The organism is Caulobacter sp. GW821-FHT12D05, assembly GCF_058807295.1.
Genome location: NZ_JBXAQO010000004.1, coordinates 125519 through 149338 on the forward strand (window position 1 = coordinate 125519; position 23820 = coordinate 149338).

The following is a 23820-nucleotide window of genomic DNA, read 5'->3' on the forward strand; positions in this document are numbered from 1 at the left end:
ACTTTGCGCGCTTGTCACTACGCTGAGCGTCGCGCCTATCTGTAACCCGTCATCGACGTCGGCCGATCCGCGATCTTCGTCGCCCAGGTCTTGTTCGGCGTGGCGCTCATCGTGAAGACCAGTTCGCCGCCGGCGATGATCTCCTCGTGGCGCAGGAAGGCGCGGGTCAGGGGTTTGCCGTTCAGGGTGACCTTGGCGACGTAGGGCTTGGCGTCCGACATCCCCTCGGCCCGCACTGTGAAGCGCTTGCCGTTGGGCAGGTTCAGCGCCGCCTTGTCCACGAACGGACGGCCAATGGCGTACTCGTTCGAGGCCGGGGTCACGGGATAGAAGCCCAGGCTGGTGAACATCAGCCAGGCCGACATCTGGCCCAGGTCGTCATTGCCCGACAGGCCGTCCGGGGTCGGCTTGTACTGGCTCTTGATGATCTGGGTCAGGCGGCCTTGCGTGCGCCACGGCGCGCCAGCGTAGTTGTACATATAGGCCACGTGGTGGCTGGGCTCGTTGCCGTGGATGTACTGGCCGATCAGGCCGGCGATGTCCTCGGCATGTGAGTAGTCGATCTTCGAGTTGTCGAAGTCGAACATGGCGTCCAGCTTCTTCACCGTCGCCGCGTCGCCGCCCAGCGCCGTGACCACCCCGCCGAGGTCCTGCGGGGCGAACCACGAATATTGCCAGGCGTTGCCTTCCGTATAGTCCGAGCCATAGTTGATGGCGGTCGGGTTGAACGGCTCGCGATAGGTCCCGTCGCTCTTGCGGGCCCGCAGGAAGCCGGTCTTCAGGTCGAAGCTGTTGCGCCAGTAACCAGCGCGCTTCTCGAAGGTCTTGGCGACCGTGTCGTTGTCCAGGGCGCGGGCCATGCGGGCGATGGTCCAGTCGTCATAGGCGTATTCGACCGTCTTGGACGCCGCCTCGGGCTCCTTGTCGATCGGCACGTAACCCAGCTTCATGTAGTCGCCCAGGCCGCCGTACGGGGCGTAGGTCGCGCTCTTGACCATGGCGTCCAGGGCCGCCTTGCCGTCATAGCCGCGGATGCCCTTCATCCAGGCGTCGGCGATGACCGGCACGGCGTGGTAGCCGATCATCGTCCAGGTCTCCTGGCCGTGGAACTGCCAGACCGGCAGGATGCCGTAAGGGCTCTGGCGCTGCGAGGCGATCAGCGAGTTGACCACGTCGTTGGTGTAGTCGGCCGGCTGCACCAGGGTCAGCAGCGGGTGCTCGGCCCGGAAGGTGTCCCACAGCGAGAAGGTCGAGTGGAAGGTGAACTTCCGACCGTCCTGCACGCCCTCGTGCACCTGATCGTCGGGACCCCGGTAGCGGCCGTCGGCATCGGCGAAGACGCTGGGGGCCAGCAGGGTGTGATAGAGCGCCGTGTAGAGGGTCTTCCGCATCAGGGCCGGGGCCTGGATATCGACCGCCCCCAGCGCCTTCTCCCAGGCCGCCTTGGCGCGTCCGCGTTGGGCGTCGAAGTCGAAGCCCGGCTCGTCGCTGGCGAGGTTGGCTATCGCGCCGTCCTCGCTGACCGACGACAGCGCCACCTTGGCGGTCAGCGGGCCGTCGATCTGGCCGAAGTCGAACACGCCGACCAGCGCCCGGCCCTGCACCTGGGCGCGGTCCTCGGGCGTGCGGCCCGGCTGGGCGAAGCCCTTGTAGGGGATGTCGGCTTCCTTGTTGTGGAAAGCCTGTCCGACCAGAGGACGGTCGAACTTGATGGCGAAGAACAGCTTGCGACCCGGCGCCCAGCCGCGCGTCTCGCGATAGCCGGTGATCGTCCCGTCCGGGGCCACGCGCAGTCGCGACCACAGCACCTTGCCCGGATAGTTGTAGATCGAGCTGCGCAGGTCGATCAGCACCTGGGCGCGGTCGCCCTTCTGGAAGGTGTAGCGATGCAGGCCCGTGCGCAGGCCCGCGGTCAGCTCGGCCCGCACGTGGCTGTCCTCGAGGGTGACGGCGTAGTAGCCCGGCTGGGCCACCTCGCTGGCGTGGGTGTAGCGCGAGCGATAGCCCGAGCCCGGCTTGTCGACCGCGCCCGGCTCCAGCCTGGCCTCGCCCGAAACGGGGGTCAGCAGGATGTCGCCCAGATCCGAGTGGCCCGCGCCCGAGAAGTGGGTGTGCGAGAAGCCCAGGATGGTCGGGTCGCCGAACCGATAGCCGGCCGCGCGGGCATAGCTCTGCTTGAACGGCAGGATGTCGGTGTCGGGGCTCAACTGCACCATGCCGAACGGGACGACCGCGCCGGGGAAGGTGTGGCCGTCGCCGCCCGTGCCGATGAAGGGATCGACGGACTCGTACGCCGTCTGGGCCAGGACGGGGCTCGCCGCCAGAATCGAAAGGCTGGCGAGCAGGGCGAGGCGCAGACGCATGGGGGAGACTCCGCAACTAGAGCGAAGCGGCACCCTATCGGCTAGGCGGCGCCTTTCAAGGCGTGGTCGACGGCGGCCATCGCATGCAGGGCCGTGGTGTCGAACACCGGCACGGCGCTGTCCTCTTGGCCGATCAGCAGCATGATCTCGGTGCAGCCCAGGATCACAGCCTGCGCGCCGCGCTCGACCAGCCGCTGGATCACCGCCTTGTAGACCTCGCGCGAGGCGTCCAGCACGCGGCCGGCGACCAGTTCTTCGTAGATGATCTTGTGCACGGCGGCGCGGTCATCGGCGTCGGGGGTCAGGACCGTCAGGCCGTGCTTCTTCTCCAGTCGGCCGCGATAGAACTCGTGCTCCATGGTGAAGGCCGTGCCCAGCAGGCCCACGGTCGTCAGGCTGGCGGCCTTGATCGCTGCCCCGGTCGGGTCGGCGATGTGCAGCAACGGGATCTGCACCGCCGCTTCGATCTCGTCGGCCTCGCGGTGCATGGTGTTGGTGCAAAGGACCAGGAAGTCGGCCCCGCCGGCCTCCAGCGCCCGGGCGGCGTCGGCCAGGCGACGCGACAGCTCGGGCCAGCGGCCGGCGTGTTGCAGGTGCTCGATCTCGGCGAAGTCGAACGACCACATCAGGGTCCGCGCCGAGGCCACGCCGCCCAGCCGCTCGCGCACCGCCTCGTTGATCAGCCGGTAGTACTGGGCCGAGCTTTCCCAGCTCATGCCGCCGATCAATCCGATGAGCTGCTGCTCGGCCATGGGCGCCCCCTGTTCGTCAGGACGGTCCTAGAGAGCCCGAGGCAGCCTTACAACACCTCGCGGCGCGCCAAGTGGACGATGGCCGCCGCCAGGGCGATCAGGCCCAGCCCGCCGCCCAGGGCCAAGGCCGTCTCGACCCGCCAGGCTTCCTTGGCCAGCATGTTGACCGGCATCTGCCAAGGGAAGAACACCCCCTCCTTGGCCGAGGTCGCCACGACCGAGAAGAAGGTCCCGCCGATGCCCAGCGCCAGGGCCGGCACGAAGCTGGCGAAGCGCAGGGCGGTCCACAGCTGGATGGCGATCAGCAGCACGGCGGCCGCCAGCACCTTGGCGTTCAGCACGGCGAAACGCGTCAGGTCAGGGTTCCCCACCGGCGCCACGACGGGCTTGATCGTCCCGGCCAGGTGGACGGCGGCGATCGTGAACACGAGGTTCAACACGGTCATGATCGCCACCACACCGACCACGCAGATCGCCTTGGCCGCATAGAGCCGCCAGCGCGGCACCGGCAGGGCGCGCAGGTGGTCCCAGCTGCGCGGCCCGTGCTCCATGTGCGCGACCAGGGCGGTCAGGGCCGTCACGCTCATCGGCAGCATGAAATAGGCCCAGATGCCGGTCGAGGCCTGCAGCAGCATCTCCCAGGGCGGCGGCTTGTTCCCACGCAGCAGGACGAAGAAGGCGAAGACCGCGATCAGGGCCGGCGCGGCCAGCGCCAGGACGGCGGCCAGCGAGCGGTTCAGCTTGCGCAGTTCGACGGACAGGACGGCCAGCATCAGGCGACCTCGGCTTGGGGTTGGGGAGCGGAAACCTGGCGGTAGATGTCTTCCAGCGAACGATCACGCGGGCCGATGGCGAACACCGGCAGACCGGCCTGGACCAGGGCGCGGTTCAGCGCAGCGGTCGTCTGGTCGGCGTCCTCGCCCGCTCGCAGGGGGATCGCCAGGCCCGCCTCGGTCGTGACCGGTGACAGCTCGTGGCCTGCCAACACCTGGATCGCCTTGGCGTCGTCGCCGGTGCGCAGCAGGATCTCCGGCGCCAGATCGGCCTTCAGCCGCGACAGCTCGCCCTCCAGCACCAGGCGGCCGTCATTGACGACACCGACATGGGTGGCGGTCTGCTCGATCTCGCCCAGCAGGTGGCTGGAGAGGAGCACCGTGGCGCCGGTGCGCTCAGGCAGGCTCTTGAGGAAGCGACGCATGTCGGCGATGCCGTCGGGGTCCAGGCCGTTGGTCGGCTCGTCCAGCACCAACACCGGCGGCGCGCCCAGCATGGCGCGGGCCAGGCCCAGGCGCTGACGCATGCCCAGCGAATAGCCCGCGACCTTGCGGTTCGCGTCGGCCGTCATCTCGACCACCGCCAACACCCGATCGATCTCGCGGGCGGGCAGGCCCAGTAAGGTCGCGGTGAGGGCCAGGTTCTCGCGGCCCGTCAGGTTGCCGTAGAAGCCGTGCGCCTCCAGCAGCGCCCCGATCTTGCGCGCCGCGCCGATGCGGTCGCGGGCGACGTCCAGGCCGCAGACCCTGGCGACGCCGGCGGTCGGGCGGATCAGGCCCAGCACCATCTTCAGCGTCGTGGTCTTGCCCGCGCCGTTGCGGCCCAGGAAGCCGTACACGGCCCGTTCGGGCACGGTCATCGACACCGCGTCGACCGCCAGGCGCGGGCCGAAACGACGGGAAAGGCCTTCGGTCTCGATGGCGGCAGGCATGGCCGTCGCGCTCCGTTCGTTTAAGTTAGATATAAAGTTGCGAAGCGATCGTCTTTAAGTCAAGATTAAAGATGAGACAGGATCGGAGGCTGCCGTGAGCGCGAAGGACGTCGAGAATTTCCGCCGCATGTGCAGCCAGTTCCGCTGGCTGGCGGTGTTCATGGTCGCCAGTGTCGGCCTGCTGTTGGCGGCGATCGCCTGGATCGTCCCGCCTCTGATGGTCCTCGTGCACAAGGCGCCGCTCAGGCTCGACCGGATCGTGGCCTATACGATCTGGAACCTGCCCGCCGCCTGCTACCTGTTCGGCGTCTGGACGATCGGCCAGACCCTGGGCGACCTGTCCAAGGGCCGACTGATCCAGGCCGCCCTGCCCCCGGCCCTGCGCCGTGTCGGCCTGGCCCTGGGCGCGGGCGGGGTGTGCAGCGTCTTCGTGGTCAGCAACCTGATGCGGCTGGTCGGAGCGACCAAGGGTGGCTATTTCCACTTCGACGTGCCCGGCATGACGCTGGGCATGATCGGCGGCGCCCTGTTCCTGCTGGGCCGCGTGATGGACCAGGCCCTGGCGGCGCAGGCCGAGCTGGACGAGATGATCTGATGCCCGTTCGCGTCACCCTGGACGCCCTGATCGTCGCCAAGGGCCTGAAGGCCCGCGACCTGGCGGCCGAGGTGGGCCTCAGCGAGACCCAGCTGTCCCTGTTTCGCTCAGGCAAGGTCAAAGGCATCCGCTTCCGCACCCTGGCCCGCCTGTGCGCGGCCCTGGACTGCCGCCCCGGCGACCTGCTGGACTACGACTTCGACGCCGCCGACCTGGCCGGAGCGGACGAGGAGGACTGAGCCGCTCGCACTAGATTGACACTCTACATAGCCCTATGTAGAGTTTCTACATGAGATCCAATCCCCGCCCTACACCACAAACGCTACAGGTGCTGGACGCACTCTTCACGGCGCGTGAGCAGTCTGGAGCTGAGCTTTCGAAAGCCACCAAACTGGCTAGCGGAACGCTGTACCCCATTCTGCTACGCCTCGAGCAAGCCGGGCTGGTTCGAAGCGAATGGGAAGTGGGCGATCCGAAGGAACTTGGACGCCCACGTCGTCGCTACTATACGATTACCGGCGAAGGTCAGCGTTACGCGCAAAATGCCGCTCAAGCCTTTTCCCCCATGTTCGGGAGGCTCGCGTCATGGAGCTAGGCAAAGCAATTACCACCGTGGCGACCGCAGTTGCGGGTGCCGTTCTCGGGGGGCTGCTGAAATCTGAAGCAGAAGGCTGGCTTCCTCGCTGGGCGGATATGCTGCGCATTATAGCCGTGGAGCGAGCGCCTCCGCACCATCGCGAGCGATTCTCGGAGGAATGGGCAGCTCACCTCGAACAGATGCCGGGCCCACTTTCGAAGTTTTTTGCCGCCTTAGGTTTCGTCCGAGCCGCGATAACGGTTCGCGCCGACCTGCGCTTCATGCTCTTCCAAGCCAAAGTAATCTTAAGAGTCTACGATCTATCCGCCAGCGCGTTCGCACCAGCCCTAGCGCTTCACGGAAAAAGATTGAGGCGAAAAATAAATAACGGGGAAACTAAAGCCGCCCCTCTCGACATACTTGCTGTAGATAGCCTTACACTTTGGAGCAAGTGTAACAGCTATCTGCTCAACAGAGTAAATTTTACCGTCAAAGATATCCAGGATATAATTTCTGCCGGATAGATAGGTTAGTCCTTCAACGACCGCAGCCGGTTCACGTGGCCCATCTTGCGGCCCGGGCGCGCTTCGCCCTTACCGTAGAGGTGGACGCGGGTTTCAGGCTCTGCGGCCAGCTTCTTCCAAGCGTCGACGTCGGCGCCCAGCAGGTTGGTCATCTCGACATGGTGGTGCGGGGCGGTCGGGCCCAGCGGCCAGCCGGCGACGGCGCGGATGTGCTGTTCGAACTGGTCGACCTCGCAGCCGTCCTGGGTCCAATGGCCCGTGTTGTGGACGCGCGGGGCGAACTCGTTGACCAGCAACTTGCCGTCGGCGAGTTCGAACAGCTCAACGCCGATGACGCCGACATAGTCCAGGGCGGTCAGGATCTTGGCGGCGATCTTCTCGGCCTGGTCGCGGGTGGCCTGGGTGATCTTGGCCGGGGCGACGGTGCGGCGCAGGACGCCGCCTTCGTGGTGGTTCTCGGCGACAGGGTAGCAGGCGATCTCGCCGTCTCGGCCGCGCGCGGCGATCACCGACAGTTCGCGGCCGAAGTCGGCGGGCGCTTCCAGGATGGCCGACCGTCTGCCGATCTTCTCGAACGAGGCTTCGGCGTCGGCGGCCTTCTGGATCCAGGCCTGGCCCTTTCCATCGTAGCCTTCGCGGCGGGTCTTCAGCAGCGACGGGGCGCCGATCTTGGCCAACGCGACGGCCAGGCTGTCACTGTCGTGGACGGGGGCGAAGGCCACGGTCGGCACGCCGATCTCGGCCAGAAAGCTCTTTTCGACCACGCGATCCTGGGCGGCAGCCAGGGCCTTGGCGCCGGGCGAGACCACCGCGCCCAGGGCGGCCAGTTCCGACACCGTGTCGGCCGGGACGTTCTCGAATTCGTAGGTGACCACGTCGCAGGCATCGGCCAGGCGCTTCAGGGCCCAGCGGTCGTCATAGGCGGCCACGATCTGCCGCGCGGCGACGCGGCCGGCGGGCGAGTTCTCCTCGGGGTCCTGGATGACGACATCGAAGCCCAGGCGGGCGGCGGCCAGGGCCAGCATGCGGCCCAGCTGTCCCCCGCCGAGGATGCCGATGGTCGAACCGGGAACGAGGGGGAACTCAGCCATCAATTCAGTCCTCGACGCTCTCGGCGACGCTCTCGGTCTGGGCGGCGCGGAAGGCCGATAGGCGCTGGCCCAGGGCCGGATCCGACAGGGCCAGGATCTGGGCGGCCAACAGGCCGGCGTTCTTGGCCCCGGCCTCGCCGATCGCCAGGGTCGCCACCGGAATGCCGCCCGGCATCTGGACGATCGAAAGCAGGGAATCCAGGCCGCTGAGGGCCTTGGACTGCACCGGCACGCCCAGCACCGGCAGGTTGGTCATCGAGGCGGCCATGCCCGGCAGGTGCGCCGCGCCGCCGGCCCCGGCGATGATCACCTTGTAGCCAGCGGCTTCCGCGCCGGTGGCGAACTCGAACAGGCGCTGCGGGGTGCGGTGGGCCGAGACGACCTTGGCCTCGTAGGCCACGCCCAGGCTGTCCAGCGCGTCGGCCGCGCCCTTCATGGTCGGCCAGTCCGAACGACTGCCCATGATGATGGCGACAGGTGGTGTCATCGCGTCGTCCCTCGGCGCGGTGAATGAAGGCCGCCCCGTATGCGCCTCCCCCCGTCCACGCAAGCCCAAAACGACACAGACCGCCTACGGATCACCCTTTCAATCACCCATAGGTCGAGCATGCGACTGTTTGCGCGTGTGACCAATCAGCACCCCCGATTGCGTCGAACGCCGTTCCCGTTAACCATGGCGCAGCTGTGCCATTGCGATTCCCTGTTGAGACATGAAGATCACCGGCGCCCGGACCGAACCTTTCGCCGCTATCCGCAAGCGCGCCCTTGTGCGCGCCGGAAATCAGGTCGTCGCCCGTGAGGTCACCGCGCCTGACAGCGCCGCCTTTCTGGGCCTGACCGAGGCGGACATGTCCCCCAAGGTCATCGAGGCCCTGCAGACCCTGATGACCGAGATCGACGACCTGCGGAACGAGGTCGCCATGCTGAAGCTGCGGCTGAACGAGGCGCAGGGCCTGGCCGACATGGATGCCCTGACCCCGGTGCTGAACCGCCGCGCCTTCCTGCGCGAGACCAAGCGCGTCTCGGCCTTCGCCCAGCGCTACGGCTCGTCGGCCAGCCTGGTGTTCTTCGACCTGGACAACTTCAAGAGCGTCAACGACCGCTTCGGCCACGCCGCCGGCGACGAGGCGCTCAAAGCGGTGGCCAAGCGCCTGCTGGCCAATGTGCGCGAGAGCGATCTGGTGGGCCGCATGGGCGGCGACGAGTTCGCCGTGCTGCTGGCCCAGGCCGACAAGGAAACCGCCATGGCCAAGGCCCAGAGCCTGGCCGAAGCGATCCGCAGCCAGCCGGTGGAGTTCGGCGAGTGGTCGGCTCCCCTGCACGTCTCGTTCGGCGTGCGCGAGATCGAACCCGGCGCCGATCCCGAAGTGTCCCTGGCCGAGGCCGATGCGGCGATGTTCGTCCGGAAGCGTAAGGCGGTCGGTTAGACAACCGTCAGTCATGCGACCTTATCGCACGGCGACTGGAACCCGGTGGGTGCGGTAACACGTTCATAGTCTGTTAAGCATGACTGGGCGGGTTACATGCAGCGAATTCTGGTCGCCGAGGACGATCCGGTTCTCTCGATGATCTACGAGATCACCCTGACGGAAGCGGGGTTTGACGTCCTGCTGTGCCAGGACGGCCAGGAGGCTTTCGAGGCCCTGGACAGCTTCGCGCCCGACCTGGTGATCACCGACCATTCCATGCCGCGCATGAGCGGCGGCGAGCTGGTTAGCGCCGTGCGCAAGACGCGCCCCGGCGCGGTCACCCTGATGGCCTCAGCCTGCGACGCGCGCCTGCTGAAGGCGGACCAGCACGCCGATGCGCGTTTGGAAAAGCCGATCACCCCTGGCCGCCTGCTGCAGACGGTGCGTGACCTGGAAGCCGCCCGCGAAGCGGCCTAGTCCCTAGGCGATGATGTCGGGGGTCAGCTGGTCTTCCAGACGACCGATCTCGTCCTTGAGGCTCAGCTTCTTCTTCTTCAAGCGCGCGATCTGCAGCATGTCGGGCTGGTAGCGTTCTTCCAGCGCCTGGATGGCGTCGTCGAGGTCCTTGTGCTCCTCGCGCAGGTCGGCGAGGCGACGTTCGATCGCGATGTCGGTATCTTCCGACGGATCATCGTCGTTCATGGACGTCATCTCGGTGGGGCCCCTATCAAGGGGTGATAGATAGCAAAGGCTGACAGCCGGTAAAGGCGCTCAGCCCAAAGGTTTAGCAAGGGCCTGCGCGAGCTTTTCGAGCGCGCTGCCACGCGGCGGGTCGCCGGAAGCTTCAGTAGCGGCGATCAGGCCGTCCAGAACCGGCATCGGCGTGCCTGGCGGACCGCTCAGGGCCTCCAGACTTTCCATCAAAACCCGCTCGCCCTTCAGTTCGACGGCCTTCACCGCGTCGCGCAGGGCTTCCTTGGCGGTCTCGTCGACGGGCGGACGCGACGCCTTCAACGCCCGGCGCACGCTGCGCAGCGGCGCGCCGATCTCGATGTCCCAGGCGCGCATCATCCGGGCGGCGTCCTTGAGGTCGGCGGAGCGCCCTTCCCCGGCCATCCAGGCGGCCCAGAGCAGCCACGGCACGTTCTGGCCGTGGGCGTCCTGCAGGCGCAGGCAGGCTTCCGCGACAGGTTGTCGCGCATAGGCTTCCAGAGCCCAGTCCCAGAACCGCACCGGCGTTAACCTTCGCTCTTGCCCGAGATCGTTTCGAGGTCCTCGCCCCAGCGCTTCACGGGCTGCCAGGCCAGGTCGAACAGGTCCAGCGCCCGGCCCACCGACTGGTCGACCATCTCGGCGATCGTCGCGGGCTTGGCGTAGAAGGCCGGCAGCGGCGGGGCGATCACCGCGCCCATCTCGGCCAGCTTGGTCAGGGTGCGCAGGTGGCCCAGGTGCAGCGGCGTCTCGCGCACCATCAGCACCAGGGTGCGGCGCTCCTTCAGGGTGACGTCGGCGGCGCGGGTCAGCAGCGAAGACGTTACGCCGGTGGCGATTTCGCTCATCGTACGGACCGAACAGGGCGCGACGATCATCCCTAAGGTGCGGAACGAGCCGGACGCGATGGCGGCCCCGACATCGGCGGTGCGGTGCACGACGTCGGCCATGGCGTTGACCTCGGCGACGCTGAGATCTGCCTCCTGGGCGAGCGTCAGCGCCGCCGATTTGGACACCACCAGATGGCTCTCGACCCCCAGTTCGCGCAGCGCATCCAGGGTTCGCAGGCCATAAACGACGCCCGAAGCGCCCGTGATCCCGACCACCAGCCTTTGGCGATCAACGGTCTTCGAAGCATCCGTCATGGTGAATTTTCGTCCGTCTTGGGAGCAAACCGCGCCACGTCAAGCGGGGCCGCTTGCAATCATATGTGATCTGACAGCGCCGCGCAGCGGGTGTTCACTTTCTTCTCCAACAGCAATGGAGCCGAGAGCCATGGCCATCGAATCCCGTATCCGCGAGCTTGGGTCCCGTCACGAGAACCTTGATCGCAAGATCCAGGAGGAGACCAGTAGACCCGGTAGCGACGCTACAATGCTTATGGAGCTGAAGCGGCAGAAGCTTCGGCTGAAGGAGGAGATCGAGGGCCTTAGGGCGCGACTTCACTAGCTGCTAGGATAGCAGCCGAAAAACACGAGGCCCCGCTCCGGCAAGGAGCGGGGCCTCTGCTTTTTCTGGCTAAGGAGCCGAGGATCAGTCCTCGTCTTCTTCCTCGTCCACGTAACCCGACGACTTGCCGAACACGTCCTCGGCCTTGATGTCGCCGCGGGGCGCGCGGAAGTCTTCTTCCTCTTCCTCAACCTCGGGCTCGAACTGACCGGCTTCGGCGGCGGGGCGCAGGGTCGGGTCTTCCGGCAGGATGCCCTTCTTCAGGTCGTCCTTGGCCTTCTTCTCGGCGGCCTTCTTGACCAGCGCGTCCAGCTCCAGCTGGCCGACCAGGCCCAGGGTCACCGGGTCGATCGGCTTGATGTTGGCCGCATTCCAGTGGGTGCGGGCGCGGACCTGCTCGATCGTGGCCTTGGTGGTGCCCAGGATCTTCGAGATCTGGGCGTCGGTCACTTCGGGGTGGTGGCGCAGGAACCAGGCGATGGCGTCCGGACGGTCCTGGCGACGCGAGACCGGCGTGTAGCGCGGGGCCTTCTTGGCCGGCTTCAGCAGCTCGGCGTGACGGCTGACCTGGGCCTTCATGCGGTAGTCCGGATTGCCCTGGGCCTTGTCCAGCTCTTCGCGGGTCAGCTGGCCGTTGCCGATCGGGTCGGCGCCGCGGATGTCGCGCGCCACTTCACCGTCGGCGATGCCGCGCACTTCCAGCGGGTGCAGACCGCAGAAATCGGCGATCTGCTCGAAGCTGAGCGAGGTGTTGTCCACCAACCAGACGGCGGTCGCCTTGGGCATCAGGATGTCGGACATCGGTCCTCCAGAAATGACGGCGCCCGGCCTTTCGGCCGGGCGGGATGTTGGAAAAGCTATAATCCGGTTCTCGCGAAAAGGGAACGGGGATCAAGCAAACTTCAACAGCGCCAGAGCTTTCCGCCCCCTCTAGTCTTTCTCTAGACCGTCAACACGACCTTGCCGACATGCTCCCCTGCCTCCAGATGCGCATGCGCCTTGGCGGCGTCCGCCAACGGGAAGGTCGCGTCGATCAGCGGCTTCAGCTTGCCGGCAGCTACCCACGGCCAGGCGACGCGTTCGACCTCGGCGGCCAGGCGGGCTTTTTCGTCGGCCGAGCGAGGGCGCAGGGTCGAGCCGGTGATCACGGCGCGCTTCTGCATGACCTTCATCACCGGCACCTCGAGCACCGCCCCACCCAGGCTGGCGATGTAGACGATGCGGCCACCGACGTTCAGGGCGTCGAGGTTCTTCTCGAAATAGCTGGCTCCGACCATGTCGAGCACCACATCCGCGCCGCCGGCGGCCTTGACCACCTCGGCGAAGTCCTCGGTCTTGGTGTCGATGGCGATGTCGGCGCCCAGCTCGAGCGCCTTGGCCTTCTTGTCGGCGCCGCGGCCCGTGGCGATGACCTTGGCGCCGGCCGCCTTGGCCATGGCGATCGCGGTTGTTCCGATTCCGGACGTTCCACCATGAACCAGCAGCGTCTCGCCGGCCTTCAGGGCGCCGTGCTCGAACACGTTGGCGAAGACGGTGAAGACGGTCTCGGGCAGGGCCGCCGCATGGACCAGATCCAGGTCGCCCGGGATCGGCAAGGCGTGGCGGGCGTCGACCACGACATATTCCGCATAACCGCCGCCGCCCACCAGGGCGCAGACCTTGTCGCCGACGTTCCAGCGCCCTGCAGCCACGACAACCTCACCGGCCACTTCCAGGCCCAGGGTCGCCGGCGCGCCAGGCGGCGGCGGGTAGAAACCCATGCGTTGCAGGAGGTCGGGACGGTTCACGCCCGCCGCGGCGATCTTGATCAGGATCTCGCCCGGTCCCGGCGCGGGACGCTCAAGGTCTACCGGATGGAGGGCCTCGGCAGGGCCTTTGCCGCCTTCGATCGCGATCGCCGTCATCGTCTGCGTCATGGACCTCAAACCTCGTGAAGCTTGCCTTGAGACCTAGGTAGGCGTCAGATATCGGACGGAAAAGGGAGAAAAGCCGATGTTCGAAGAGCCTGCGGAAGCCCGCGCCTTCAGCGGACGTGCTTTGAACGAGACGACCCACGAGGATCTCGAGATCTACGGCGTCGCGGAACTGGAAGAGCGGATCGAGGCCCTGCAGGCCGAAATCGAACGCACCAAGGCCCAGCTGACGAAGAAAAAGGCGGGGCGCGACGCGGCAAATGCGCTGTTTGGTCGCCTGGACTAAAAGCTCTTTTAAGGTTTCGGTGAGGTTACTGGCGTCTTAAGCGTTCATCCGCTTTCGGACGCAACTCTACAGTAAGAGCGTCGTCGGTTCGAAAGGGGGGCGGGTCGCGAAACGGGACGGTTGGTCTTGGCACGGGCGTTGCAGTTCCGTCACCAAGCGAGACGTCCTCGCGGCCTTTCGAAGGGGCATTGAGTAGCTATGACCGAAGTGAACGCGTTCGCGGACACGCCTTGGCGCGCCGGAGTGATCCAGGACTTCGCGCGATCGGAACTGTTCGACCGCACGTTCGAGGAAGGCATGCAGCTGGTCGAAGAGACCGCCGCCTATCTCGATGGCGCCGGCCGGCATGACAGCAAGATCCTCTCGCGCAACGCCGCCTTGGGCTACGCCACCGAGAGCATGCGCCTGACCACCCGCCTGATGCAGGTGGCCTCGTGGCTGCTGGTCCAGCGCGCCGTGCGTGAAGGCGAGATGCCGCCGGAAGCTGCTTGTGCGGAAAGCTATCGCCTGGGCGAGGAAGCCACCGGCGAGGCCCCGGCCATCGAGGAGCTGCCCTTCGGCCTGACGCACCTGCTGACGCGCTCTGAGCGCCTCTACGAGCGTGTCCGCCACCTGGACCGCCGCATGTACGTGGAATCGCCCAACGAAGAGGCTCCGCGCCCCGTCCAGGCCCACTTCGACCGCCTGACGGCCGCCTTCGGGGGCTAAGATATTCTCCTCCCCCGCTGGGGGAGGTGGCCCGTAGGGCCGGAGGGGGCAGCTCGGCATAGGCCGGCGATGCCCCCTCAGTCGGCTCCGCCGACAGCTCCCCCAGGAGGGGAGCAGATTCCAGTCATTTCCCGAAGCGGATCTTGGCCAGGGCCGCGACGACCTCGCTGGCCAGGTCCATGGGCTTCAGGCCCGCCTTCCACTTCTCGAAGGCCATGACGTTGTCGATGCGTGCGTCCAGATGGCTCAGCGCCGAGGTCCGGCCCGAGGCCAGGTCGACGGCCAGGGTCGAGATCAGGATCCCCGACAGGATGGCCCGCTTGGAATAGTGGTTCTCGTCGGTCGCCGCGTCACCGGCCCAGCGCCAGATCATGTCGGCCGATTCCCAGGTCAGGCGCAGGGCCAGCGCCAGGTTGGTCGGGAAGGCCAGGAAGGCGGCCAGCGGACGCATCACGTCAGCGTGTTCCTGGGCGGCGTCCAGGCGGGCGATCACGCCCTCGCGGATTTTCTGGCGAATCTTCAGGGCCGCGACATCGAACGCTTTCAGGCGGACAAGCATCGCCGCGTCATGGCGTCGCGACAGCAGAGCCGCCAGGTCGCGGGGGCCTTCGGGCAGCAGCAGCTGGCCCTCGGCGTCGCTGAGCCCTGCCGCCGCAAGGGCTCGCGAGACCAGACCGGCGTTCCAGCCGGCCTTGGGCGCCAGCCGCACGGCCTCGTCCAGCACGCGCTGTTCGGCGTCGTCGGCCCAGGTCCGACCGGAAGCTTGACCGGCGGCGTCATCAGGGGTCTGAGCGGTTTGGTTCATAAATCCGAGTCTACACCGAGGTTTAGGCCGCGTCGCGCATGGACAGCGGCCCTTCGCTCTGCTATCAGCCCCGCCTCATCGCCTGGGAGCACCCCTCTCAGGTTACCCGGTTTTGTTCGCCCGCCCGGCCCCTCAAGAGGGACTTGGGAATATTGGTCGGGCTGTCGAATGGAGAGATACCCCTGGTCCAGATTTTCGTCCGCGACAACAACGTCGATCAGGCGCTGAAGGCCCTGAAGAAGAAGATGCAACGCGAAGGCTCGTTCCGCGAAATGAAGCGGCACGTGCATTATGAAAAGCCGTCGGAAAAGCGCGCTCGCCAAAAGGCTGAAGCCGTCCGTCGCGCTCGCAAGCTGGCCCGCAAGCGCGCCCAGCGCGAAGGCCTGCTGCCGATGCCGAAGAAGCCGGCCCGGTAGAACCGGACCTCTTCTTCGCTGAAGATTTCGAAAGCCGCGCGGTGCTCCGCGCGGCTTTCGTCGTTTCTGGCGGTCGTTTCTGGCCTAACCGGCCTGCTTCCTGACGATCAGGCCGATCAGGGTCTTCAGGTCGATCTTGCCGGTCGCCAGGGCCCCCACATGGAAGGCGCGGGTCGAGAAGGCGATGATCGCCACGACCGTCACGGCCATCAGCGCCGTGGTGCCGATCACCTGGACCAGCGGCGGATCGCCGGCGATGCGCACCGGCATCAGGAACGGCGTGAACGGCGGGATCCAAGACAGGGCGTTGAGAATCGGCGCCTCGGGCGAGCGGATCGCCTGGCCCATGAAGACGACCGGGATGGTCATCACCATCATGATCGGCCCCAGCAGGGTCTGGGCGTCGCGCTGGCTCTCGCAGAAGGCCCCGACGCCGGCGAACAGGGCCGCGTACATCAGGTAGCCGCCGACCAGATAGGCGCCGAAATAGAACAGCAGGCCCTTGCCCAGCAGCACGGCCACTAGGTCGCCGGCCAGGCCGGGGGCGAAGTTCAGCAGGGCCAGCCAGCCGCCCATGGTCCAGACGCCCAGCACGGTCAGGGTCAGACCCGCCACGCCCAGGATCTTGCCGCCCATGATCTCGGGCACCGAGGCCGAGGACAGCAGCACCTCCAGGATCTTGGACGACTTCTCCTCGATCACGCTGTTGAGCAGGATGCTGGCCCCGGTCAGGATCATCGACCACAGCAGCATGCCGGCCGCGAACCCGACGATGGTCGGCAGGCGGTCGCGCAGACTGACCTTCTCGCCCGAGGCGGCCTTGGGCGACAGGCTGTTGAAGGCGGGGCGCAGGTCGTCGGCGGCCTTCAGCGTCTGGGCCGAGACGCCGGCGCGGGCCAGGGCCCGCTCGCGCATGATCTCACCCACGGCGCTCTTCAGGTCGTTCTCCAGCACCGGGGCGGCCAGGTTGCGGCTCCACAGGTCCATGACGATGGCGTCATCGCGACCGCTGAGGACCAGCACCGAATCGAGCCGCTTCTCGCCCACCTCGCGACGGGCGATGACGCCGGCGGCGCGCGGGTCGGCGGCCTCCTGGGCCTGCGCGGGCGGCGGCAGCACGATGACCTTGGCGCGGGGCGGCTTGTAGCGAGCGGCGGCCGAGGGGTTGTAGCGAGCCAGGACCTCACGGCCCGCCGCGTCGCCGCCGGCGGCCTGGGCCTTGCGGACCTCTTCCTGCGCCTTGGGACCGGCCGCCGACAGGGCCGCCGCGCGCAGGGCCCGTGCGGCGTCGCGGTTCTGGTCCAGGACGATGGCCTTGGCCAGGGCGGGCCCGAAGATCTGGCCGGTCAGGTCGACAATGGCCAGCCGCTCGGGCTTGGCCGATTTCATCATGATCAGCGGCGCTGAGATGCTGATCCCCAGCACGATCGGCAGAGCCACGATCGACAGCCAGAAGCCGACGGTGCGGACATAGGCCAGGTATTCCCGACGCGCGATCTTCAGCAGCCGGCTCATGCCTGGCCTCCCGTCAGGACGATGAAGGCGTCGTGCAGGCTGGGCTCCTTGAGCTCGAACCGTCGCAGCGACAGGTCACGGGCGAAGGCGGCCTTCAGGGCGTCGTGGCCGGCGTCGGTCTCCGACAGCACGGCGACGTGCCGCCAGCCCCCGTCCGGCAGCGGCTCGGAGGTCACGGCCCCCAGGCCCGGCAGAGCCATGACCTGCTCGGCCGAAAGCTCGCCCTCCAGCACCAGGGCGCGCGGGGCGGCGCGACGGGCGGTGGAGACGTTGCCGTCAAAGACTTTGCGGCCCCGCGCCATCAGCACGACCTTGTCGCACAGGCGCTCGGCGTGCTGCATCACGTGGGTCGAGAACAGCACCGTGGCCCCACGCGCGGCGATCTCGCGGATCATCGCCTCCAGGGCCTGCTGATTGACGGGATCCAGGCCCGAGAACGGCTCGTCCAGCACCACCAGCTCGGGCTCATGCGCCAGGGCCGACAGCAGCTGGACCTTCTGGGCCATGCCCTTGGACAGCTCCTTGATCGGCTTCTTCATGGCGTAGCCCAGGCCCTGGGCCTCCAGCATCGCCTTGGCCCGCTTGCGGCCCTCGACCTCCGGCACGCCCTTCAGCCCCGCGAAGAAGGCGATGGCGTCGATCGGGGTCATGCGTTTGTAGAGGCCCCGCTCTTCGGGCAGGAAACCGATCCGCTCGCGCACCTTCTGGGCGTCGTTTTCGCCCAGCACCGTGATCGCGCCCGCGCTGACCGGCAGCAGGCCCAGGATCATGCGGATGGTCGAGGTCTTGCCCGCGCCGTTGGGGCCCAGGAAGCCGGTGATCCGGCCGGCGGGGACCTCGAAACTGACGTCCCGCACGGCGTGGAAGTCGTCATAGGTCTTGCTGACGCCCTCCAGGGTGACCGCGTTGACCATGGAGACCTCCCGAATCGACCTCTCGAAAGTTGTATCAGCCCTTTTTGTAAGCGTCGGCCACGAAGGCGACGGCCCGGACGATGTGGTCGGCGAAGCGGCGGCCGATCAGCAGGGTATGGGTGGCGGCCTCGACATGGTCGACCAGACCGTGCTGCGAGCGGCGCGCCGGCGCGGCCTGCATTTCCTTGCGGTCCTCGCGGCCCGCGACCGGGCCGGCGGTGACCACGGCGACCGGCCACTTGGGATCGAAGTCCGGCTGTTGGGCGGCCTGGTCCGAGGCCTGCTTCCACAGCCCGACCTCCTCGGCCGCGACGCGGTTATGGCGGCCATTGGCGAAGGCCCAGCCCTTCTCGGCCTTGGCGGCCGGCGGCAAGTCGATCTTGTCGCCCAGTCGGGTGTGGACCAGCGGCTTATAGAGCCCCAGCGAGGCCCCGCGCGCCGCCCACTTGGAGGCGTTGGCGAAGGTCTTGATGAAGCCTGCCATCCTCGGGTCCTGGGCGGCCTCGGGCGTGGCGGCGTCGACCAGCACGATGCCCGCCACCTTCTCCGGATTGCGCCCCGCATATTCCCGCAGGCGCAGGCCGGCCATCGAGTGGCCCACCAGGATGTAGGGGCCAGGCTCGCCCGAGGCGGCGACCAGCTTTTCGAAGTCGGTGACGATGGCGACGCCATCGCGAGGGCTGGGTCCCTTGGGCGAGAAGCCCATGCCGGCCCGGTCATAGGCGCACGAGCGCCAGCCGGCGGCGGTCAGGGCTTCCTGCGTGCCGCCCCAGTCAGCGGCGAAGCCGAACGCGCCGGCCTCCAGCCAGACGACGGGACGATCGCTCTTGGGACCTTCGCAGACCAGCCGCAGCGTGCGCCCCGGCTCGATCTCGACCAGCTGGCCGCGCATCTTGGGCGCGCCCACGGCGCTGACCACGCCGCCCACGGCGATGTACGAAACCAACAGCAGGGCCAAGCCCGCGACGCCGCGACCGAGAAACTGGATCATGCCGCTCAATGTAGTGACGCTTTGTGACGCGTCGAGACGCGTTACGACGACAACGGAGCTTTAGGTGGTCGAACCCGCCGAAGCGCTCACCGCTTGCACCGCCGGCGCCGGAACCGTGGCGACCGGAATGGTGGCGCGGACACGACCGTTCTTCAGGCGGGCGACCTTGACGCCGCCGGGCGCGGTTCCGGCCTTCGCCAGAACGCCGGGAGGCCATTTCGAGACCGTGGCCTTGTGCACCTTGCGCGAGACGCGGCCGGCAGCCTTCAGCGGCAGGTCAGAGGCCTCTGCGAAGCTGCGATCCAGGAAGAAGGTCGGGTTCAGGGCCTTGTCGCCCTTGCGGATCTCGAAATGCAGGTGCGAGCCGGTCGAGCGGCCCGAATTGCCGACGAAGGCGACGGTGTCGCCGCGATGCAGATAGGCGCCGCGCTTGACGCCCGCGGCCGGCTTGGCCAGGTGCGCGTAGAGGGTCGTGAGCCCGCCCTTGTGCATGACCAGCACGTAGCGGCCGTAGCTGGGCGACAGGCCCGTGGCCTTGACCACGCCGTCGGCGGCGACCTTCACCGCCGCCCCGCCGGGCGCGGCGATGTCGACGCCCTCATGCAGGCGGCCGTTCTCTTCCCAGGGCAGCTGGCGCAGGCCGAACGGCGAATTGATCACCCGGCCGGGCAGCGGCGCGGCGAACTGGAAGGCGGGCGGCGGCGTCTCGGGCTCGGCCTCTTTGGCCGGGGGCGCGATGGGAACGATGACCGCAGCAGGCTCTATGACCGGCGCAGGTCCGGCAACCCACTCGCCCAGCGCCATCGCGCCGTTCAGGGTCCCTGCCATGGCGGCGACGCCCAGCATGGTGAAGAAGGCGACGCGCAGATGCTGAGGCGGGACAGCCAGGCTCTTGGAGATCAAACCGCTTCCTCTTCGACGTTCGGTCAGGTCGAGAGGACCGCGCGCAGGCGGCTTTACTCTCACACCCGACCTTTCGGCTTGGTGAATGGCGGCGGTCTATGAAGGTCCCATGGGGCGAAAACAGGGCGCAGCTTAACCATTCAATAACTACGCGGCGAAGTTCGGCGCCTATTACAGGAATAGACATCCAACATTACGCCAAGTTCATTTTATTAAACGCGCTTCATTTCTTTAATTACACGTCATGAAGGAGACGTAACGGGACTTCGAGAACTCTGGACAGTATTCAATATTCATCGGCGCACAAGAACAGCGCCCAACCAGAGGGATCTTCGAAATGCGCAAGTTCATCATGAGCCTGACCACCGTCGCCAGCCTGAGCCTGGCCGCCGTTCCGGTCCTGGGCCTGACCCAAGCCGCCAACGCCGCCGAAGCGAGCGACTCGAGCATCACCGTTTCCTTCGCCGACCTGAACCTGGCCAAGCCCGCCGACGCCAAGATCTTCAAGGCCCGCGTCCAGTCCGCCAGCCAAACCGTCTGCCGCGCCAAGATTAACCGCGGCGAGCTGCAATCGACCGTCCGCGCCTGCATGACCGAAGCCCACCAGAACGCCGAACGCCAGCTGTCGCAACGCCAGCGCAACGCCCTGGCCATCGCCCAAGCCACCCCGGTCGAAGTCGCCGCCCAGTGATTGCGAGACTCGCAAACTTCAGTACCGCGTACCCCAAAACTCCCCACCTCCCCACCTCCCCGCACCCCGCGACAGAGGCCCCAGGTAACCCTGGGGCCTCTGTTTCGTTTGGAGCGGCCACGAAAAAGGCCCCGGCGTCACTGCCGGGGCCTTCGTCGTTTCTAGCGATGGGAAGACGCCCTAGAGCCCCTTCACGATGCCTTCGACCATCTTCTTGGCGTCGCCGAACAGCATCATCGTGTTGTCGCGGAAGAACAGTTCGTTCTCGACGCCGGCATAGCCCGAGGCCATGCCGCGCTTGATGAAGAGGACCGTGCGGGCCTTTTCGACGTCCAGGATTGGCATGCCGTAGATGGCGCTGGTGGGGTCGGTCTTGGCGGCCGGGTTGGTGACGTCGTTGGCGCCGATCACGAAGGCCACGTCGGCCGTCGAGAACTCGCTGTTGATGTCCTCCAGTTCGAAGACCTCGTCATAGGGGACGTTGGCTTCGGCCAGCAGCACGTTCATGTGGCCCGGCATCCGGCCCGCGACGGGGTGGATGGCGTACTTCACCTCGACGCCCTCTTCCTTCAGCTTGTCGCACATCTCGCGAAGGATGTGCTGGGCCTGGGAGACGGCCATGCCGTAGCCGGGGACGATGATGACCTTGGACGCGTTCTTCATGATGAAGGCCGCGTCGTCGGCCGAGCCCTGCTTGACCGGACGGCTCTCGACCTTGCCGCCAGGACCGGCCGAAGCCGCCGCGTCGGCGCCGAAGCCACCCAGGATCACCGAGACGAACGAGCGGTTCATGCCCTTGCACATGATGTAGGACAGGATCGCGCCCGACGAACCGACCAGGGCGCCGGTGATGATCAGGGTGGTGTTTTCCAGCGTGAAGCCCAGCGCCGCCGCCGCCCAGCCGGAATAGCTGTTCAGCATCGACACCACGACGGGCATGTCCGCGCCGCCGATCGGGATGATCAGGGTGACGCCGATCAGCAGGCTCAGGGCGAAGATGCCCCAGAAGGCCCAGATGGCCGAACCGCCCGAGATCACCAGCACCACGACCAGGGCCACGATGGCGGCCGCGATCAGGATGTTCAGCAGGTGGCGAGCCGGCAGCAGGATCGGCGCGCCGCCCATGTTGCCGTTCAGCTTGGCGAAGGCGATGACCGAACCGGTGAAGGTGATGGCGCCGATGGCCAGGCCCAGCGACAGCTCGATCAGGCTGTTGAGGTGGATGGCGCCGTCCTCGCCCACGATGCCATAGGCGGCGGGCGTGTAGATGGCGGCCACGGCCACCAGACAGGCGGCCATGCCGACCAGGCTGTGGAAGGCGGCGACCAGCTGCGGCATCGAGGTCATGGCGACCTTGCGGGCGATGATCGCCCCGACCGCGCCCCCAACGGCGACGCCGCCCAGGATCAGGCCCAGGGTCACGACGTCCAGCGCGCCTTGGCTCCACAGGGTGGCCAGGGTGGTGCCGACGGCGATGGCCATGCCGATCATGCCGTTACGGTTGCCCGTCTGGCTGGTCACGGGGCTGGACAGGCCACGCAGCGCGAGGATGAAGAGCACCCCCGAGACGATGTAGAGAATGGCGGCGAGATTGGCGTTCATGATCTTTGCTCCCCCAATCGCCGCTTACTTCGACTTCTTCTTGTACATCGCCAGCATGCGCTGGGTGACAAGGAAGCCGCCGAAGATGTTGACCGCCGCGAAGGCCGCGGCGATCGCGCCGGCCCCCTTGGAGATCCAGGTCGAGCCGGCGATCGCGCCGCCGGCCAGGTCGCTATTGGCGCCATGCGCCGCGGCGGCCAGCAGGGCGCCGACGATGATCACCGACGAAATGGCGTTGGTCACGGCCATCAGCGGCGTGTGCAGCGCGGGCGTCACGCTCCAGACGACGTAGTAACCGACGAAGATGGCGAGCACGAAGATCGCCAGACGGAACACTGTGGGGTCGACGGCTTCCATGGGAGCCTCCCTTCTCTCGATGTGTGTGGCTAGGCGGTCTTCAGGTTCGGATGGACGATCTCGCCACCGCGCGTCACGACGGCGGCCTGCAGGATCTCGTCCTCGAAGTTGGGCTCGAACGCGCCTTCCTTCGTCGTGAACAGGGTCGCCAACGCCATCAGGTTACGCGCGTAGAGCGCGCTGGCGTCGGCGGCGATGCGGCCCGGCAGGTTGGCGTGACCCAGGATCTTGGCGCCATTGGCGGTGACCACGGTCTCGTTCAGCTTGGCGCCTTCGACATTGCCGCCCTGCTCGATGGCCAGGTCGACCAGGATCGAGCCGGGCTTCATCGACGCCACCTGGGCGGCGCTGACCAGCTTGGGCGCGGCGCGCCCCGGGATCAGGGCCGTGGTAATGACGATGTCCTGCTTGGCGATGTGCGCGGAGACCAGCTCGGCCTGCTTGGCCTGGTATTCCTTGGACATTTCCTTGGCGTAGCCGCCGGCGGTCTGGGCGTTCTTGAACTCTTCGTCCTCGACGGCCAGGAACTTGGCGCCCAGCGACTCGACCTGCTCCTTGGTGGCCGGACGCACGTCGGTGGCGGTGACCACCGCGCCCAGGCGGCGAGCGGTCGCGATGGCCTGCAGGCCCGCGACGCCCACGCCCATGATGAACACCTTGGCCGCGGCGACGGTGCCGGCGGCGGTCATCATCATCGGCAGGGCCTTGCCGTAGGCTTCGGCGCCTTCGATCACGGCGCGATAGCCGGCCAGGTTGGCTTGCGAGGACAGCATGTCCATCACCTGCGCGCGGGTGATGCGCGGGATGAATTCCATGGCGATCGCGGTCGCGCCGGCCTTGGCCAGGGCGTCCAGCGTTTCCTTGTCCTGGTATGGATTGAGCGCGGCGGCGACGATCGCGCCTGTCTTGAGGGCCGCGATCTCGGCGGCCTCGGGCGCGCGCACCTTGAACAGGACGTCGGCGTCCTTCAGGGCGTCCTTCGCGGTCTTGGCGATCTTGGCGCCAGCCGCTTCGTAGTCGGCGTCGAGATAGGACGCGGCCGTCCCCGCCCCCGCCTGAACCACCACCGAGAAGCCGGCCGCGCCGAGCTTCTTGACGGTTTCAGGCGTGGCCGCGACCCGCGTTTCGTTCGCGCGGGTCTCTTTTGTGACGGCGATAACGGCCATCGGCATACCCCTCCCCAGAGCGCTGTTTGCTCACCAGCATGAGGCGCTCTGTAGGGGATAGTCTTGCCTCTTGTCGAGGCATGACGTGCAGATCAGGGAAAAAATATGCCGATGTCTACCGGTGTCAGTGGGCCGGAACGGGCTTATCACGCAGGAAGAAAATACCCGCGGCCAGCAGCACCACGGCGGCGATAGCGCTACCAATGAAGCCGGTCGGGGTGCAGAACAGCAGCGTGATGAACAGCAGCAGGACGGCGACGCCCAGCGAGCCCCACTTGGTCATGCCGTTGAACGCGGCGAACGTCGCCGCTTGTTCCGAAATGTCCATCTCACCGCGGTGATAATCGCCGGCCATGTGTCGTCCTTGGAAGCAAAAG

31 protein-coding genes are annotated in these 23820 nt (G+C 67.0%); 11 read left to right on the top strand and 20 right to left on the bottom strand.

The annotated features are described in order from the left end of the window. Positions 1-35: 35 nt before the first annotated feature. Genes AC1RRR_RS18620 through AC1RRR_RS18635 form a run of 4 tightly spaced genes read right to left on the bottom strand, consistent with a single transcriptional unit; the run spans position 36 to position 4820 of the window. Complete coding sequence (locus tag AC1RRR_RS18620) at positions 36-2363, bottom strand: GH92 family glycosyl hydrolase (RefSeq protein ID WP_492815402.1); 2328 nt, start codon at positions 2361-2363, stop codon at positions 36-38. Positions 2364-2404: 41 nt separating this feature from the next. Beyond that, positions 2405-3115 carry an aspartate/glutamate racemase family protein gene (locus AC1RRR_RS18625; protein WP_492815403.1) on the bottom strand — a complete coding sequence of 237 codons (711 nt, stop codon included), beginning with the start codon at positions 3113-3115 and terminating at the stop codon, positions 2405-2407. 47 nt (positions 3116-3162) lie between these two features. Then, positions 3163-3888 carry an ABC transporter permease gene (locus AC1RRR_RS18630; RefSeq protein WP_492815404.1) on the bottom strand — a complete coding sequence of 242 codons (726 nt, stop codon included), beginning with the start codon at positions 3886-3888 and terminating at the stop codon, positions 3163-3165. Further along, positions 3888-4820 (bottom strand): ABC transporter ATP-binding protein, encoded by a 933-nt coding sequence (locus tag AC1RRR_RS18635; RefSeq protein ID WP_492815405.1) that lies wholly within the window; start codon positions 4818-4820, stop codon positions 3888-3890. Before AC1RRR_RS18635 ends, AC1RRR_RS18630 begins: the two co-directional genes overlap by 1 nt. A 94-nt stretch (positions 4821-4914) precedes the next feature. On the opposite strand from AC1RRR_RS18635, the gene AC1RRR_RS18640 reads away from it, so the two are divergent. From AC1RRR_RS18640 to AC1RRR_RS18655, 4 genes are read left to right on the top strand one after another with little or no spacing between them, the layout of a single operon-like run. Continuing rightward, positions 4915-5415, top strand: coding sequence for a DUF2975 domain-containing protein (locus AC1RRR_RS18640; RefSeq protein ID WP_492815406.1), 501 nt, complete (start codon positions 4915-4917; stop codon positions 5413-5415). Next, on the top strand, positions 5415-5654 hold the full coding sequence (locus AC1RRR_RS18645) for a helix-turn-helix domain-containing protein (protein ID WP_492815407.1): 240 nt from the start codon (positions 5415-5417) through the stop codon (positions 5652-5654). Before AC1RRR_RS18640 ends, AC1RRR_RS18645 begins: the two co-directional genes overlap by 1 nt. Before the next feature lie 50 nt (positions 5655-5704). After that, positions 5705-6010: a PadR family transcriptional regulator gene (locus tag AC1RRR_RS18650; protein ID WP_492815408.1), complete on the top strand. Its 306-nt coding sequence runs from the start codon at positions 5705-5707 to the stop codon at positions 6008-6010. After that, positions 6001-6516, top strand: a complete 516-nt coding sequence (locus AC1RRR_RS18655) for a hypothetical protein (RefSeq protein WP_492815409.1) — start codon at positions 6001-6003, stop codon at positions 6514-6516. Before AC1RRR_RS18650 ends, AC1RRR_RS18655 begins: the two co-directional genes overlap by 10 nt. A 5-nt stretch (positions 6517-6521) precedes the next feature. On the opposite strand, the gene AC1RRR_RS18660 is transcribed toward AC1RRR_RS18655, so the two are convergent. Both AC1RRR_RS18660 and purE read right to left on the bottom strand, forming a co-directional pair. Beyond that, positions 6522-7607 (bottom strand): 5-(carboxyamino)imidazole ribonucleotide synthase, encoded by a 1086-nt coding sequence (locus AC1RRR_RS18660; protein WP_492815410.1) that lies wholly within the window; start codon positions 7605-7607, stop codon positions 6522-6524. A gap of 4 nt (positions 7608-7611) precedes the next feature. Beyond that, positions 7612-8094, bottom strand: a complete 483-nt coding sequence (gene purE, locus AC1RRR_RS18665) for a 5-(carboxyamino)imidazole ribonucleotide mutase (protein WP_492815411.1) — start codon at positions 8092-8094, stop codon at positions 7612-7614. A 223-nt stretch (positions 8095-8317) separates the two neighbouring features. Here purE and AC1RRR_RS18670 point away from each other — a divergent pair, with 223 nt between their 5' ends. Together AC1RRR_RS18670 and AC1RRR_RS18675 are read left to right on the top strand one after the other, a co-directional pair. Beyond that, complete coding sequence (locus AC1RRR_RS18670; RefSeq protein WP_492815412.1) at positions 8318-9034, top strand: GGDEF domain-containing protein; 717 nt, start codon at positions 8318-8320, stop codon at positions 9032-9034. Positions 9035-9130: 96 nt separating this feature from the next. After that, on the top strand, positions 9131-9493 hold the full coding sequence (locus AC1RRR_RS18675) for a response regulator (protein ID WP_492815413.1): 363 nt from the start codon (positions 9131-9133) through the stop codon (positions 9491-9493). A gap of 3 nt (positions 9494-9496) precedes the next feature. Here the strand turns inward: AC1RRR_RS18675 and AC1RRR_RS18680 are convergent, their stop codons facing one another. The 3 genes from AC1RRR_RS18680 to AC1RRR_RS18690 are packed head-to-tail and all read right to left on the bottom strand — an operon-like array spanning position 9497 to position 10872. Then, on the bottom strand, positions 9497-9727 hold the full coding sequence (locus tag AC1RRR_RS18680) for a YdcH family protein (protein ID WP_492815414.1): 231 nt from the start codon (positions 9725-9727) through the stop codon (positions 9497-9499). Positions 9728-9787: 60 nt separating this feature from the next. Further along, positions 9788-10249, bottom strand: coding sequence for a TIGR02444 family protein (locus tag AC1RRR_RS18685; protein ID WP_492815415.1), 462 nt, complete (start codon positions 10247-10249; stop codon positions 9788-9790). Positions 10250-10254: 5 nt separating this feature from the next. After that, positions 10255-10872 carry a UbiX family flavin prenyltransferase gene (locus AC1RRR_RS18690; protein WP_492815416.1) on the bottom strand — a complete coding sequence of 206 codons (618 nt, stop codon included), beginning with the start codon at positions 10870-10872 and terminating at the stop codon, positions 10255-10257. A 130-nt stretch (positions 10873-11002) separates the two neighbouring features. Here AC1RRR_RS18690 and AC1RRR_RS18695 point away from each other — a divergent pair, with 130 nt between their 5' ends. Next, the gene (locus AC1RRR_RS18695; protein ID WP_454717904.1) at positions 11003-11176 is read left to right on the top strand and encodes a YdcH family protein; all 174 of its coding nucleotides are present in this window, start codon (positions 11003-11005) and stop codon (positions 11174-11176) included. Between the two features lie 84 nt (positions 11177-11260). Here the strand turns inward: AC1RRR_RS18695 and AC1RRR_RS18700 are convergent, their stop codons facing one another. Next, the gene (locus AC1RRR_RS18700) at positions 11261-11977 is read right to left on the bottom strand and encodes a DUF1013 domain-containing protein (protein ID WP_492815417.1); all 717 of its coding nucleotides are present in this window, start codon (positions 11975-11977) and stop codon (positions 11261-11263) included. A 140-nt stretch (positions 11978-12117) separates the two neighbouring features. Then, positions 12118-13092, bottom strand: coding sequence for an NAD(P)H-quinone oxidoreductase (locus tag AC1RRR_RS18705; protein WP_492815418.1), 975 nt, complete (start codon positions 13090-13092; stop codon positions 12118-12120). A 76-nt stretch (positions 13093-13168) separates the two neighbouring features. Here AC1RRR_RS18705 and AC1RRR_RS18710 point away from each other — a divergent pair, with 76 nt between their 5' ends. Together AC1RRR_RS18710 and rcdA are read left to right on the top strand one after the other, a co-directional pair. Beyond that, positions 13169-13375: a DUF1192 domain-containing protein gene (locus tag AC1RRR_RS18710; RefSeq protein ID WP_492815419.1), complete on the top strand. Its 207-nt coding sequence runs from the start codon at positions 13169-13171 to the stop codon at positions 13373-13375. Between the two features lie 198 nt (positions 13376-13573). After that, entirely contained in the window at positions 13574-14083 is a 510-nt protein-coding gene (gene rcdA, locus AC1RRR_RS18715; protein WP_454717908.1) for a protease adaptor protein RcdA, read from the top strand. Positions 14084-14207: 124 nt separating this feature from the next. On the opposite strand, the gene AC1RRR_RS18720 is transcribed toward rcdA, so the two are convergent. After that, positions 14208-14888 carry a COQ9 family protein gene (locus tag AC1RRR_RS18720; RefSeq protein WP_492815420.1) on the bottom strand — a complete coding sequence of 227 codons (681 nt, stop codon included), beginning with the start codon at positions 14886-14888 and terminating at the stop codon, positions 14208-14210. 182 nt (positions 14889-15070) lie between these two features. Between AC1RRR_RS18720 and rpsU the strand changes: the two genes are divergently transcribed. Beyond that, on the top strand, positions 15071-15304 hold the full coding sequence (gene rpsU / locus AC1RRR_RS18725) for a 30S ribosomal protein S21 (protein ID WP_198576648.1): 234 nt from the start codon (positions 15071-15073) through the stop codon (positions 15302-15304). Between the two features lie 84 nt (positions 15305-15388). Here rpsU and AC1RRR_RS18730 read toward each other — a convergent pair whose 3' ends face one another. From AC1RRR_RS18730 to AC1RRR_RS18745, 4 genes are read right to left on the bottom strand one after another with little or no spacing between them, the layout of a single operon-like run. Beyond that, positions 15389-16819, bottom strand: coding sequence for an ABC transporter permease (locus tag AC1RRR_RS18730; RefSeq protein WP_492815421.1), 1431 nt, complete (start codon positions 16817-16819; stop codon positions 15389-15391). Beyond that, positions 16816-17733 carry an ABC transporter ATP-binding protein gene (locus AC1RRR_RS18735; protein ID WP_492815422.1) on the bottom strand — a complete coding sequence of 306 codons (918 nt, stop codon included), beginning with the start codon at positions 17731-17733 and terminating at the stop codon, positions 16816-16818. Before AC1RRR_RS18735 ends, AC1RRR_RS18730 begins: the two co-directional genes overlap by 4 nt. 34 nt (positions 17734-17767) lie before the next feature. Then, positions 17768-18724 (bottom strand): alpha/beta fold hydrolase, encoded by a 957-nt coding sequence (locus tag AC1RRR_RS18740; RefSeq protein WP_492815423.1) that lies wholly within the window; start codon positions 18722-18724, stop codon positions 17768-17770. A 60-nt stretch (positions 18725-18784) separates the two neighbouring features. Further along, entirely contained in the window at positions 18785-19627 is an 843-nt protein-coding gene (locus AC1RRR_RS18745) for a M23 family metallopeptidase (RefSeq protein WP_492815424.1), read from the bottom strand. Between the two features lie 337 nt (positions 19628-19964). On the opposite strand from AC1RRR_RS18745, the gene AC1RRR_RS18750 reads away from it, so the two are divergent. Beyond that, a complete protein-coding gene (locus AC1RRR_RS18750; RefSeq protein ID WP_492815425.1) occupies positions 19965-20318 on the top strand; it encodes a UrcA family protein in 354 nt (117 codons plus the stop codon). Between the two features lie 180 nt (positions 20319-20498). Here the strand turns inward: AC1RRR_RS18750 and AC1RRR_RS18755 are convergent, their stop codons facing one another. From AC1RRR_RS18755 to AC1RRR_RS18770, 4 genes are all read right to left on the bottom strand, one after another. Then, positions 20499-21920 carry an NAD(P)(+) transhydrogenase (Re/Si-specific) subunit beta gene (locus AC1RRR_RS18755; RefSeq protein WP_492815426.1) on the bottom strand — a complete coding sequence of 474 codons (1422 nt, stop codon included), beginning with the start codon at positions 21918-21920 and terminating at the stop codon, positions 20499-20501. 24 nt (positions 21921-21944) lie between these two features. Continuing rightward, positions 21945-22277 carry a proton-translocating transhydrogenase family protein gene (locus tag AC1RRR_RS18760; RefSeq protein WP_291880266.1) on the bottom strand — a complete coding sequence of 111 codons (333 nt, stop codon included), beginning with the start codon at positions 22275-22277 and terminating at the stop codon, positions 21945-21947. 29 nt (positions 22278-22306) lie between these two features. Next, the gene (locus tag AC1RRR_RS18765) at positions 22307-23449 is read right to left on the bottom strand and encodes a Re/Si-specific NAD(P)(+) transhydrogenase subunit alpha (RefSeq protein WP_492815427.1); all 1143 of its coding nucleotides are present in this window, start codon (positions 23447-23449) and stop codon (positions 22307-22309) included. A 118-nt stretch (positions 23450-23567) separates the two neighbouring features. Beyond that, positions 23568-23798, bottom strand: coding sequence for an aa3-type cytochrome c oxidase subunit IV (locus tag AC1RRR_RS18770; protein WP_295113935.1), 231 nt, complete (start codon positions 23796-23798; stop codon positions 23568-23570). Positions 23799-23820 lie beyond the last annotated feature (22 nt).

What these genes read in the sequence shown, in the direction of transcription:
- AC1RRR_RS18620 (WP_492815402.1), bottom strand. Translation starts at nt 2,363, where the DNA reads ATGCGTCTGCGCCTCGCCCTGCTCGCCAGCCTTTCGATTCTGGCGGCG.
- AC1RRR_RS18625 (WP_492815403.1), bottom strand. Translation starts at nt 3,115, where the DNA reads ATGGCCGAGCAGCAGCTCATCGGATTGATCGGCGGCATGAGCTGGGAA.
- AC1RRR_RS18630 (WP_492815404.1), bottom strand. Translation starts at nt 3,888, where the DNA reads ATGCTGGCCGTCCTGTCCGTCGAACTGCGCAAGCTGAACCGCTCGCTG.
- AC1RRR_RS18635 (WP_492815405.1), bottom strand. Translation starts at nt 4,820, where the DNA reads ATGCCTGCCGCCATCGAGACCGAAGGCCTTTCCCGTCGTTTCGGCCCG.
- AC1RRR_RS18645 (WP_492815407.1), top strand. Translation starts at nt 5,415, where the DNA reads ATGCCCGTTCGCGTCACCCTGGACGCCCTGATCGTCGCCAAGGGCCTG.
- AC1RRR_RS18650 (WP_492815408.1), top strand. Translation starts at nt 5,705, where the DNA reads ATGAGATCCAATCCCCGCCCTACACCACAAACGCTACAGGTGCTGGAC.
- AC1RRR_RS18655 (WP_492815409.1), top strand. Translation starts at nt 6,001, where the DNA reads ATGGAGCTAGGCAAAGCAATTACCACCGTGGCGACCGCAGTTGCGGGT.
- AC1RRR_RS18660 (WP_492815410.1), bottom strand. Translation starts at nt 7,607, where the DNA reads ATGGCTGAGTTCCCCCTCGTTCCCGGTTCGACCATCGGCATCCTCGGC.
- purE (WP_492815411.1), bottom strand. Translation starts at nt 8,094, where the DNA reads ATGACACCACCTGTCGCCATCATCATGGGCAGTCGTTCGGACTGGCCG.
- AC1RRR_RS18670 (WP_492815412.1), top strand. Translation starts at nt 8,318, where the DNA reads ATGAAGATCACCGGCGCCCGGACCGAACCTTTCGCCGCTATCCGCAAG.
- AC1RRR_RS18675 (WP_492815413.1), top strand. Translation starts at nt 9,131, where the DNA reads ATGCAGCGAATTCTGGTCGCCGAGGACGATCCGGTTCTCTCGATGATC.
- AC1RRR_RS18680 (WP_492815414.1), bottom strand. Translation starts at nt 9,727, where the DNA reads ATGACGTCCATGAACGACGATGATCCGTCGGAAGATACCGACATCGCG.
- AC1RRR_RS18690 (WP_492815416.1), bottom strand. Translation starts at nt 10,872, where the DNA reads ATGACGGATGCTTCGAAGACCGTTGATCGCCAAAGGCTGGTGGTCGGG.
- AC1RRR_RS18695 (WP_454717904.1), top strand. Translation starts at nt 11,003, where the DNA reads ATGGCCATCGAATCCCGTATCCGCGAGCTTGGGTCCCGTCACGAGAAC.
- AC1RRR_RS18700 (WP_492815417.1), bottom strand. Translation starts at nt 11,977, where the DNA reads ATGTCCGACATCCTGATGCCCAAGGCGACCGCCGTCTGGTTGGTGGAC.
- AC1RRR_RS18705 (WP_492815418.1), bottom strand. Translation starts at nt 13,092, where the DNA reads ATGACGCAGACGATGACGGCGATCGCGATCGAAGGCGGCAAAGGCCCT.
- AC1RRR_RS18710 (WP_492815419.1), top strand. Translation starts at nt 13,169, where the DNA reads ATGTTCGAAGAGCCTGCGGAAGCCCGCGCCTTCAGCGGACGTGCTTTG.
- rcdA (WP_454717908.1), top strand. Translation starts at nt 13,574, where the DNA reads ATGACCGAAGTGAACGCGTTCGCGGACACGCCTTGGCGCGCCGGAGTG.
- AC1RRR_RS18720 (WP_492815420.1), bottom strand. Translation starts at nt 14,888, where the DNA reads ATGAACCAAACCGCTCAGACCCCTGATGACGCCGCCGGTCAAGCTTCC.
- AC1RRR_RS18730 (WP_492815421.1), bottom strand. Translation starts at nt 16,819, where the DNA reads ATGAGCCGGCTGCTGAAGATCGCGCGTCGGGAATACCTGGCCTATGTC.
- AC1RRR_RS18735 (WP_492815422.1), bottom strand. Translation starts at nt 17,733, where the DNA reads ATGGTCAACGCGGTCACCCTGGAGGGCGTCAGCAAGACCTATGACGAC.
- AC1RRR_RS18740 (WP_492815423.1), bottom strand. Translation starts at nt 18,724, where the DNA reads ATGATCCAGTTTCTCGGTCGCGGCGTCGCGGGCTTGGCCCTGCTGTTG.
- AC1RRR_RS18750 (WP_492815425.1), top strand. Translation starts at nt 19,965, where the DNA reads ATGCGCAAGTTCATCATGAGCCTGACCACCGTCGCCAGCCTGAGCCTG.
- AC1RRR_RS18755 (WP_492815426.1), bottom strand. Translation starts at nt 21,920, where the DNA reads ATGAACGCCAATCTCGCCGCCATTCTCTACATCGTCTCGGGGGTGCTC.
- AC1RRR_RS18760 (WP_291880266.1), bottom strand. Translation starts at nt 22,277, where the DNA reads ATGGAAGCCGTCGACCCCACAGTGTTCCGTCTGGCGATCTTCGTGCTC.
- AC1RRR_RS18765 (WP_492815427.1), bottom strand. Translation starts at nt 23,449, where the DNA reads ATGCCGATGGCCGTTATCGCCGTCACAAAAGAGACCCGCGCGAACGAA.
- AC1RRR_RS18770 (WP_295113935.1), bottom strand. Translation starts at nt 23,798, where the DNA reads ATGGCCGGCGATTATCACCGCGGTGAGATGGACATTTCGGAACAAGCG.